The 11,272-nt window shown below is 37.8% G+C and carries 8 protein-coding genes; all 8 read right to left on the bottom strand.

Annotated features, from left to right (window positions below; translation table 11 throughout):
• Window positions 1–1,722, bottom strand: a 1,722-nt coding sequence (locus VJ937_RS07545) for a tetratricopeptide repeat protein (protein WP_324066290.1), incomplete at its 3' end; no start/stop codon positions are given.
• Window positions 1,709–2,479: a response regulator gene (locus tag VJ937_RS07540; protein ID WP_324066289.1), complete on the bottom strand. Its 771-nt coding sequence runs from the start codon at window positions 2,477–2,479 to the stop codon at window positions 1,709–1,711. The genes VJ937_RS07540 and VJ937_RS07545, both read right to left, overlap by 14 nt.
• A gap of 37 nt (window positions 2,480–2,516) precedes the next feature.
• Window positions 2,517–5,105 carry a tetratricopeptide repeat protein gene (locus VJ937_RS07535; RefSeq protein ID WP_324066288.1) on the bottom strand — a complete coding sequence of 863 codons (2,589 nt, stop codon included), beginning with the start codon at window positions 5,103–5,105 and terminating at the stop codon, window positions 2,517–2,519.
• A gap of 50 nt (window positions 5,106–5,155) precedes the next feature.
• Window positions 5,156–6,547 (bottom strand): exodeoxyribonuclease VII large subunit, encoded by a 1,392-nt coding sequence (gene xseA, locus VJ937_RS07530; RefSeq protein WP_324066287.1) that lies wholly within the window; start codon window positions 6,545–6,547, stop codon window positions 5,156–5,158.
• Complete coding sequence (locus tag VJ937_RS07525) at window positions 6,547–8,187, bottom strand: S8 family serine peptidase (RefSeq protein ID WP_324066286.1); 1,641 nt, start codon at window positions 8,185–8,187, stop codon at window positions 6,547–6,549. Before VJ937_RS07525 ends, xseA begins: the two co-directional genes overlap by 1 nt.
• Complete coding sequence (locus VJ937_RS07520) at window positions 8,171–8,869, bottom strand: hypothetical protein (protein WP_324066285.1); 699 nt, start codon at window positions 8,867–8,869, stop codon at window positions 8,171–8,173. Before VJ937_RS07520 ends, VJ937_RS07525 begins: the two co-directional genes overlap by 17 nt.
• A gap of 47 nt (window positions 8,870–8,916) precedes the next feature.
• Window positions 8,917–10,011 (bottom strand): tRNA 2-thiouridine(34) synthase MnmA, encoded by a 1,095-nt coding sequence (mnmA, locus tag VJ937_RS07515; protein ID WP_324066284.1) that lies wholly within the window; start codon window positions 10,009–10,011, stop codon window positions 8,917–8,919.
• 119 nt (window positions 10,012–10,130) lie between these two features.
• A complete protein-coding gene (locus VJ937_RS07510) occupies window positions 10,131–10,949 on the bottom strand; it encodes a toxin-antitoxin system YwqK family antitoxin (RefSeq protein ID WP_324066283.1) in 819 nt (272 codons plus the stop codon).
• Between the last annotated feature and the right edge of the window lie 323 nt (window positions 10,950–11,272).

The following is an 11,272-nucleotide window of genomic DNA, read 5'->3' as shown; positions in this document are numbered from 1 at the left end:
CTCAAAAGCTATTTTTAACCTTGTGCGTTCAGCTTCATTTTGCATTTGCACACGGGTAATTTTTTCAAGTGTTTGGTGATTAAATACCGAATCTTTCCATGCTGCATATTTTTCATGGTAGCGCAAGGCTGCATGCTCTCTTCTCATAGCTTTGCTAACCTTGTACAGTGTAAAATACACATCGCGCAAAAGCTGAAAATTATTTAGTTCTTTAGCGACCTTTAATGATTTCATCAAAAAGGCCATAGCCGCGGCCTCTTTACTGAGCTTTAAATAAACGCTGCCTATATCCAGCGCAGAGTGGGCAAACCCAAAATCATCTCCTATTTTACGGCGCTGTGTATAAGCTTTTTTCAGCCACTCAAGGGCTTCATCATACGCTTCCTTTTCAATGAATAAATTCCCTATGTGGTTTTGCGTAGCAGCATAAAACTTTTTATCGCCATGATTCTTATAATGCTCAAGTGCTTTTTGATAGTATTCAAGTGATTTTTCATAATTGCCCATGTTTTTATAAATCATGGCCACATTATTGAGCAAACCGGCAATCTGAAGCTGATCGCCAACCACTTCTCTGTAACCGAGTGCACTCAAAAAGTAATCAAGTGCATGATCATATTCACCTTGTTTATAATATACCCCTCCAATGTAGTTTAAGGAGTTACTGATGCGTATTTCATCGCCTATTTGCTGGTAAATTTCTAAAGCTTCTGTATAATATTCAAGTGCGGTTTCTGGTAATTCCAACTCTTTATAGATGCTTCCAACATTCAACAATGAGGCAGCCACATCCAGCTGATCGCTTTTTTGCCTCCTGATTATCAGCGCCCTCTGAAAGTATTCGATAGCTTTTGCATAATTGCCCATAGATCTATAAAGTCCGCCGATATCATTTAAACTTGAGGCAACTAAAGTCATTTCATTGAGGTTCTGCCGAGTTTCCAATGCTTTATTGAAATATTCAAGACTTTGCTCAAATTGTTTGTTGCGTTTATATACCCTTGCAATGTTGGTGAGCGACTTAGAAATAGCAATACTATCATTAAATGCTCTTCGTAAGTCAAGCGATTCTTTATAATGCTCAATGGCTTTATTCGTATTATTTAATTGTAAATAAGTATTGCCAATAAGATTAAGCGTATGTGCCACCCACCTTTCCTCCTGGGCTTCATTAAAAATGGTGAGCGCTTTTCTATAATAATAGAGGGCAGAATCCATCCTGGACACATCACGAGAAATAGTACCAAGGTTATTAAAAGTCTTACCAACTTCAATAGCATCGCCTAATTGCTGGTATATATAGAGGGCTTGCTGAAAATTTTTGTTCGCATTTTTGTAATAATTATATTTCCAATGCAGGGCCCCTATTTTCTTTGTAATTTGTGCCCGTTTTTCACCTTTTTCGTCACTTTCAATAACATCAAGAGCATTTTTATAAGAATCGAGTGCCTGTTCGTATTTATTATCGTGTTTCAGAAAATCGCCTTTTAAAGTGTAAAAAACGTGCTGATAATTTGTATCGGAGGCAGCCACAGCAAGTTCAATACCCCTGTTAATCATCTGCAAGACGGAATCGGAATTGTACAAATGCTCTTCTGCAAATGTACGGTAATAAGAAACCTTGTTGATGTAAATACTTGTATCAGGCTGTGAGATCAGGGCCTTTCCAAAAAGCAACGGCATGAGAAGTATTATAAAAAACAGCCTCTTATTTATGCTCATAGGATTCTATTAATTCTGCAATTTTTTTCTCAATACCCCTGGATGCTCCCGAAATATCATTTACAATGCTATCAACATATGCAATTTCGGTCCGCCCTTCAATAATATTTTCAAGACTGTGCGCCTTCTCTTTAAGTATATCGGCACCCAGATAAGTGAAAGAATTTTTAAGAGAATGCCCCAAATTCCGGACCTCCTCATAGTTGCGCGCATCCCATTCAATTTGCAGCCGGTTCATTTGATCTGGCAGTGTTTGCTGATATAACTTAAGTATCTGGGCTACTTTATCATAATTATATTCGTAAAGCTTAATTATTTTTTGCGGATCTATTAAAGATTCTCTATTTGCCTCACTAAATTTGTTTTTTTCATCTTCAGGCCTAACGTTTCCAAAAAATAATTCTTCTAAACGAAATTTATCTATGGGTTTACGGAGAACAGCTACTGCTCCTGCATTTCTAATATTGAGCGTATCTTGCTCCGAAATTCCTGATATAGCATAAATTCGGCAATTTTCGCATTTCTTTGTAGCCTTCACCAATTCTTCGAATAGGGTTTCACCGGAAAGACCGGGCATTCGAATATCAGAAAACACGAAGTCAAAATCAATTCTATTAATCAGATCAAGTGCTTTCTCGCCGCTATCAGCTTTAACTACTGATGCCCCTGGGATTAGGGTACCAATTAATTCTCCCAAATAAATTTGGCTGACCCTGTCGTCATCAATTATAAGAATATTTGGTTGCATTGTTGCCATAGGCAGACAATTTACTATAAAAACTATAGAAAATCAACTATATTTCTAAACCCATTACTACCACATCATCAATTTGCCTGTAATCATTTTTCCATTTAACAAAAAACTTATCAAGCTTCTCTTTCTGCTCTTTCATATCATATTTTGATGTTTCGAGCAACAGGTTTTTAAAGTTTTTCGACATTAATTTTCTTCCCTTTTTACCACCAAACTGATCTACAAAGCCATCTGAAAACATATATATTTTGTCGGCTTTTTCAAGTTTAACCTCATGATTTTTAAAATCTTCTTCATCATAAATATGCACCCCAATAGGCATTCTGTCACCTTCTATCGTAATAATCTGGTTATTTCTAACAATCACCAGCGGATTATTGGCCCCGGCAAAATCGAGTTTCATTTTTTGCCTGTCTAAAATCACCAAAGCCAGATCCATACCATCGCTGTTAGAATCTTTTACTGAGGTTTGGTGTAAGTTTTTCTTTACTTTTTTGCGCAAGATTTCTAAAATTCCTGCAGCATCTTTAAATTCGCCTGTAGCCATTATCTCATTTAAGACCGAAATACCCAACATACTCATAAATGCACCGGGAACGCCATGACCAGTGCAGTCTGCAGCAGCAATAACTGTAAATTCTCTATATTGCTGAAAATAATAGAAATCTCCGCTAACAACATCCCTGGGTTTAAATAAAATAAAATGTTGCTTCAACAGTTTCTCCATCTGGTCGTCGGGTGGCAACAATGCGTTTTGTATACGCCTTGCATATAGAATGCTATCCTTAATCTTTTCGTTTTGCTCTGATATTTTATCACGCTGCTGCTCTGCAAGGTCCCTTTGCGCCTCAATCTCGGCATTTTGCTCTTTAATTTCATGGTTACGTATAGCCAACAGCTTATTGGAACGGCGTTTTTGAATAAAGGCAATAATTACAACAATAATTAAAAACACAAGCAATAAGAGGCCGCCTGTAAGAAAATAAATACGCATCGCTTGCTGTTTAAGCTCAGCATCTTTCTTTTCAACGATTCGCTTGCGCTTTTCAGCTTCGAAACGTATTTGCATATCGGCCACTCGACGTATAGATTCATCAACCTGAAGTTTTCGCTCTGCTTCATGGTACTCTCTATAATAACTAAAGGCCTTTTCGTGATTACCTAGTTTATCGTGTATTTCAGAAAGCAGCAAAGAACTTTCCTGTATTAAATACTGGTCTTTTAAACCCCTGCCAACCTGCTCTGCTTTTGTAAGTAATTTCAAACTTCCGGTTAATCTCTTTTGTTTCTTTAAAACCTGGGCCAGGTTTAATGCACTATAGCCTATTCCCTGTTTGTGACCAATAGTCTCGCGCAGTTTTAAAGCGTTCTGCAAATATACTCCAGCCGAATCCCACTGCTCATTTTTCTTATATAAATTACCAATATTATTAAGCATTGCAGCTACATTGCGCTGATCATTTATTTTTGTATATATATCCATTGCCCTGCGATAATTCACAAGGGCAGAGTCTGTTTTATCAAGACTTTTATAAGCGAGGGCAACATTATTGTAACTTCCGGCTATGTGGCTTTTATTCCCAAGTTCTTTTCTAACTGCCAATGCTTTTAAATAGGTGTCCAGGGCCTGGTTATAATTCCCTGCCGACCAATAATCACCAGCTAAAATATTTATAGCTATACCAATCATAGGTTTGTTGTCTATTGCCCGGTAAAGCTCCAGTGAACGGATATGATATTCTACAGCCTTGTCGATATTGCCTATATCGCGGTAAATAAGTCCAATATTTTTAAGTGTAGAGGCAACCTGCTGCTTATTTCTCATACGCTCATAAAGCTGCTGGCTTGTAAGATACTGCCTTAAAGCCTCCTGATACATTTTAGCAGCCCAGTAAGTACCGCCTAAAAGCAAACGGGTATAAGCCTCTTTCTTATGCTTACCTATTGCTGCATATATTTCAAGTGCCTGTTTGTAATAATCTACTGCTTCAGGATAAAGGCTTTGCTCACGTGCAATTTTGCCCATGTTGGAATAACTGTCAGCCATTTTCACCGAATCATTCATTGCAAAACGTATATCTATGGCTTTTTTATACCATGAAGAGGCACTATCATATTGATTTAATCTGAGAAATATGCCGCCTAAATGATTGTACATGTCTGCAAGCGATGCTGAATCTTTTTGTGCCAATGAAAGTTGAATTAGCGAACGAGTAAGATTTGCAGCTTTATCGTATTGAGACAAATCCCTGTATACAAGCGTTAAGTAATACCTGGACTTCATAACTCCGGCTGTATCATGAAGTTTTTCACGAATTGTTATGGCGCTGTCATACCACTGCTCAGCTTTTTCATACTTACCGAAGCGCCAGTTTAAGCTCCCGAGGTTATGCAAATAATTACCTTTTTGAACTTCATTTACGATATACTTCTCTGCCTGATGGAAAGCAATATTTGCACTATCAAAGTTGCCGGCTTCGCGGTAATGAAGTCCAACCTGAGTCCATAGGTCAAACCTTTCATGCTCATTACTATCATCAATGCGAATTAGCAGGCTATCAATAGGTCCTGCCAGCGCACGGGATATAAAGAGTAAAAAGACTATAAAGGAGGTAATGCGAAAAAACATGAGTTGCAATTTTTCCTAAAAATAATTAAAAAAGCGCCACCGGAAAAATTTTAGTCTTCCTTGTGTGAATTAATATCTGTTACCGATGCGTCAGCTTGTCCATCTTTGAAGGCAATTCTAATCTTATCGCTAACATTAAGTCCTGATACAGAGGAAACTCTTTTACCTTCCCTGGTTATGTAACCATATCCGGATTTTAGTAATCGCTTAGGATCGTTACTTTGCACTTTTGCCTCAAGTATTTCGAGTTTGTGTTGGTAGTCAGTTAAAAACTTACTTTTAGACAATTTTAAGCTTTTAAAAAAACCTTCGGTTTTTAATTTCTGTGTGTTAATAAACCAATGAGATTTATTCTTTACTTCATCTGCAAGTTGTTCGAGCTGACTATCCTGCGTATACAGAAATCGCTTCAGGGCATATGAAAGTTGCCCTGAAAGTTCATTCAGGCCTGAAGTTTGATTTTGAAGGATGGATTTAGTCATGCTGGAAATCTGATATTCTTGTTTCTCGAGTCTGGATGAAGCTTTATCCATTGTATTGCGCACCAACATATGCATTTTTCTGGTCATTTCGTCCAGGTCATAATCAAAATTTGCTATTCTTTCAATTAAAAAATCAGCAACTGCCGTAGGTGTTTTAAAGGCTTGCCATGCCACCATATCTACCACAGACTCATCTCGTTCGTGCCCAATTCCGGTAAGGACAGGTAAAGGCGATTGAGAAATCATGAAAGAGAGGTCGTAATCGTCGAATACACTTAACTCTGCCTTTGCACCGCCACCTCTTATTACGAGAATAGCATCAAATTCATGTTCCATGTCATAAATCTGGCCCAATGCATCAATTATTGAGTTCGATGTATTTTCACCCTGCATATAAGACTGGAAAAGCTCAATATGAAAATGATATCCATAAGGATTCTGTTCCATGTGATTTATAAAATCACCATATCCAGCAGCTGTTTCGGAGGATATTACGGCCAGGCGCTGGGGCACTTTTGCAAGATCAAGCCCTTTATTCATCTCTAATACACCCTCTTCCTCCAGTTGTTTGATTACTGCCTCCCGATGCCGGGCTTGCTCTCCCAGCGTATACGCAGGGTCTATATCAATAACATTTAATGATAGTCCATAAAGCACATGGTACTTAACCTGCACACTTACCAGAACTTTCATGCCGGGTGCCAGTGGTTGCCTTGCTATACTTTCGAAATGTCCACTTATTAGTCTGTACTGAAAAGCCCATATTGTAGCTCTTTGGCGGGCTATTATTTTTTTTGTCAGCTCATCGCGCTCAATAAAATCGATATAGCAATGGCCTTTAGAATTCACATTAAGTTCACTAATTTCTGCAATAAGCCATATCTGCTCGGGAAAGTTAGCCTCTAATATATCCCGTATATGATTATTGAGCTCAGCTAATGATAACGACACATTCTCCATTAATCGACAAATATTTTGCGGCTTTCATTAATTAATGGTCCATCGAGGTTCACAATAATAAACTGTCCTTTCGATGGCTTACCTACTGAGGGCAATACTATTTCATTAACCTCTCCTCCAAGAATGGTTGCTTTATGGGTTGTAATAATTTTGCCATGCATATCGTAAATTCTCAATGAGACAAAACTATTATCGGGTGTGTAAATGTGCAGATGTATAGCCCCCTGCTTGTCTGCATAAATTGAAATACATTCAGCTATTGCAGTATCATCCGGTAACAAAGTAGCGGTCTCCAGATTTGCATAAGCTGCTTCAAAATCGGGAATTCCATTTCCAATGATATTATTGCCATTCGGGTATATGCTTCCGCTATTTCGAATAGCACTTGCGATGGTTTGGTTAGATAATTCAGGGAATGCCTGCCATAAACACGCAGCTGCAGCAGCTACCAAAGGGCTTGAGAATGATGTTCCATTACCGTTATAAACAATATCGCTAATCACATATGGGGCTAACTCACCACATGCAACCACATCAGGTTTAAAATTATGCTCTGGCAATCCAATTGAACTAAACCCCGACAATGTTCCATTAATATCAACAGAACCTACTGTTAATACATCAGGATTATCTGCCGGAACGCTTACATATTGCCATGGATCATTACCAAGGTTGCCTGCAGAAACAACCACCAGGATGCCCTTTTTAAATGCCTTTCCTGCAGCTCGACTCACAATGGTAGTTTGACCGTCTAAGTCTTCTAAAGAATGATTCTGTGCAGGCCAATCAAAGGTAGAATATCCCAGTGACGAATTAATAACATCAGCGCCTATACTGTCGGCAAATTCGGCTGCTGCCACCCAACTGTATTCCTCGGCCAAATATTCAGACGAACCGGTTTCAGACCTAATTAACACATATTCTGCTTCGGTTGCGGCCCCTTTATATTCACTTCCTAAATCAGCACACATTATTGAACCAACAGCTGTGCCATGCGTATGTGCATAGTATACCGTTGTATCTTCTGCAAAATTTGCTGTAGCTATAATTCTTCCTTCATCATATAAATGAGCAAATGCTGACATGGTATTCATTACTGAAAATCCTGCATCAATTATAGCAATTCTCATGTTTGCACCCCGGTACCCAAGGTTATGTAAAGGCTCAAGATTTATCTGGTTCTGAACTTCCTGGTAACCCGGGCCGTAAAAAGCTTGCTTCAATTCCTGTTCGTATTTACTATCCTGCTTTTGAGGATGCGCTTTGGGCTCATTTTTCTTGGATACACTATGCACAAACGTATAGTTTTCTATCGATTCCATGATGGCTTCGTCCGCATCTACAATGGTAAAATTAAACCAACGGCTACTGAAACGGACATCCGCCCCGGCTACTTCTAAACTATCGACAAATGCAGGATTCACCGGCATATCTGTACTATCAATAGCAATATTTTGCTTCACCCTCCGCTGAATCGCTCTATCTGTAAGAAATGCTTCTGGTTGCTCAAGTGAATAGGGTGTGCCGGCTTTTGTATTGTAGAAAACTACATATTTCCCTGGTGCAATTTGAGCAACAAGAGTGGTTGAGAAAGACAAAAGCAGGATAACAAAAATTATGCTTTTATTGAGGTTGGCCATAATATCTTCTTTTTTTTAGTATAGAAGCAGTTTTTATACGCTCTTCTATCGGCAATGTATAATCATAATCAGGATCGTCAGAAATAATGGAAACTTTTTCTCTGTAAAGAAATCCGATATTTCTGACATAAAAACTTTGATCTGTGTACTTATATATCAGTGTTGAATCCATATGGTGATGGACTACCAATGTTGAATCATAGATATTTCCCAGAATATTATTTAATTGATCAACCTCATGCACACTGCTTCTTATTGCTGTATCGGCCAAAGTGCTATAGGTGTAATAATTCCAATTTGTATTTTTGTAAAGCGGAAACACCAATTCAAGCCAGATTTTATTTTGCTCAAATTTCAGTAATGCATTTTTACTTTTCTCATACCAGAAGATATGATCAATAATCCAGCGACTGGCGGATGTATCAAATAAATAATTTGAGCAATAAAACCGTTGCAGTTCATCATATATTTGTACACTATCTACAACAGTTTTTTCAACCCAGTGTAAAGTATCATAAACACCACTTGGATCATCAATTGTTATCTGCGTCACACTATCAATCCAAACCGTACCTTCATGCATTGGGAGATAAGCACTATCATCTGAATAAACGTAATCTTCAGATTCCTTGCATGCAGAAAATAATAACATAAGACCGATGATAAATAAAACAGTTCTCATTGATATAAAGTTACAACAAATTCTGAGAAGATATGATATAAATAGCCCTAATGCCTTACACTTAATATGAGCCCTCCACCAACCACATCATCGTTTTCATAAAATACGGCCGATTGACCCGGTGTAATGGCAGAAGCATTATGATACAAATCAACTTTTAAGTTTTTACCGTCCGGATAAATCCTACCCATTGTACCTTGATTTCTGTAACGGATTTTAATATTAACCTCCAATCCTTCGGCAGGTATTTGATCATATTTCATAAGGTTTACATTTCCTACAACAAAGCCAGCGCCGTTGAGATCATCTTTCGTTCCCAGAGTAACTGTGTTGGTACCCGCATCAATATCTACGACATATGCCGGATACCCAAGGGCAACTCCAAGTCCTTTACGCTGTCCTATTGTATAAAATGGATAACCTTTATGCGTACCAACTTTTTCTCCATTGGTCAACACAAAATCACCATCTCCAATTTCCTGAATTTGCTCAGGCACTTCGTCGGTTAAAAACCTTCGATAATCGTTGTCAGGAATAAAGCATATTTCCTGACTCTCCTTTTTTTCAGAAAGCTTTACAAAACCGCGTTCAGCAGCCATTTTTCGAATTTTATCTTTTTTAAGCCCACCCAGAGGGAACAAGGTACGTTTGAGATCATCCTGCGACAGCCCATACAGAAAATAAGTTTGGTCCTTATTTTCATCAATTCCTTTGGCTAGATAAAAGCGACCATCTTCATTAATAATTCGTGCATAATGACCCGTTGCAATATAATCGCAGTTTAGTTCATTTGCCCGCTCGATTAATTCTCCCCATTTTATATCTGAGTTACAAACTACGCATGGGTTTGGAGTTCTTCCCTTAAGATATTCATCAACAAAATTCTTAATAATTGTTTCCTTGAAGCTATCACGCAAATCAAGTATTTCATGCTTATAACCAAGCTTCTCTGACAATCTCTTGGCTTCCATCATACTATCTACAGTACAGCAACCTGTTTCTTTGCTAATACAGCTATCTTTTACGGAATCGTATGTTCTGTAGGTCACACCGTGAATTTCATAGCCCTGCTCACTCAACAACATACCGGCTACAGAGCTATCAATTCCTCCACTCATTGCGAGTAAAACACGTTTTTTCATTCTTTCACCTTTTAATTCTTCTACACTTTAAAAACTCGCATTCCACTTTTTTTAGCTTTCCCACTAAATTTTCAATATCTATAACAATATTTTTGCAGTTATGATTAATTTAAGGAGTATTAATACCTGTCTTTTTTGAAAAAATTTATACCCTGATCGTAGGGTTCATCAAAACGCCCCCTATTTTGTAATAAACTATCGATTCTTTGCGTCTCTTTTTCATCAAGTTTATCGGCATTTTCTGGCATACCATTTTCATAAATCCGGGTTTCAATAACATTACCGTGCCGATCATATAAAATATATTTGCCATGTTTCAGATCGTTCACATAAGGCACAACCACTTCCACTTGCCCATCAGGGTAGTATGTTTTAAAGGTATCCTGTCGCATGCCATCTTCATAAAAGGTTTCAAACATTGGATTGCCATTACGGTAAAACCGTTTCCAGTGGCCATCCTTCTGACCATCGGTGTAATGAATATATTGCCATTTTGTCCCATTTTCGTGATAGTAAATAAAATCACCATCATAAGTGCCTTTATTGTATGATTCGGTCATCATTAATTGACCTTTTTCATTATAATAGTTCCAAATACTATCTTTCTTCTTATTATAATATTTACCTGAAGCCAAAGTATCACCATTGGCATAAAATAAAACAGTGGTGCATTGTAAACTATCACCAAAATAGTATTGCTTAGCTTTCAAATTGCCTTTTTTATCATATTGATAAAAATCGCCTTTTGGTTCATCATCAACAAAATAACCTTTATAGCGGACCTGTCCATTCACATATTTCTTAATCCACTTGCCCTGTTTTAACCCATTAATATCCTTATAGTTCAGTAGTGTATCACCACCTTCCTGACCAACATTCTGAGCAAACATAGATATTGAAAAATTAGTGATCAGAAATATTAAAAGAATTTGTCGCATAATATCAAACTTTCAAATAGTATTATTTATAACGAATTTCATGCAAAGTTAATATATTCAAAAAGATAATTAGAGCTGCTCCGAAAAAAAAGAAGTATCACAAATAAATTCAAGGGTTTTACTGGTCAAACAAGGCAGTATTAAAATGATGTTCAAATAGGTTTCTTTGAGATAGCCGATTATTTAAGCCAATTTTTCACCATAAAAAAAGCCTGTCTATCCTAAGATAAACAGGCTTTTAAAAGTTGGCGGCGATCACGCCGATTGGCGGACAGGCACTACTCTCCCGCTATCCGCCGGCTGGAGGGCCATCGGCGCGGAGC

The sequence above is a fragment of the Salinivirga sp. genome, assembly GCF_035268865.1.
Taxonomy (GTDB): domain Bacteria; phylum Bacteroidota; class Bacteroidia; order Bacteroidales; family Salinivirgaceae; genus Salinivirga.
This window is presented reverse-complemented; position numbering and strand designations above follow the sequence as displayed.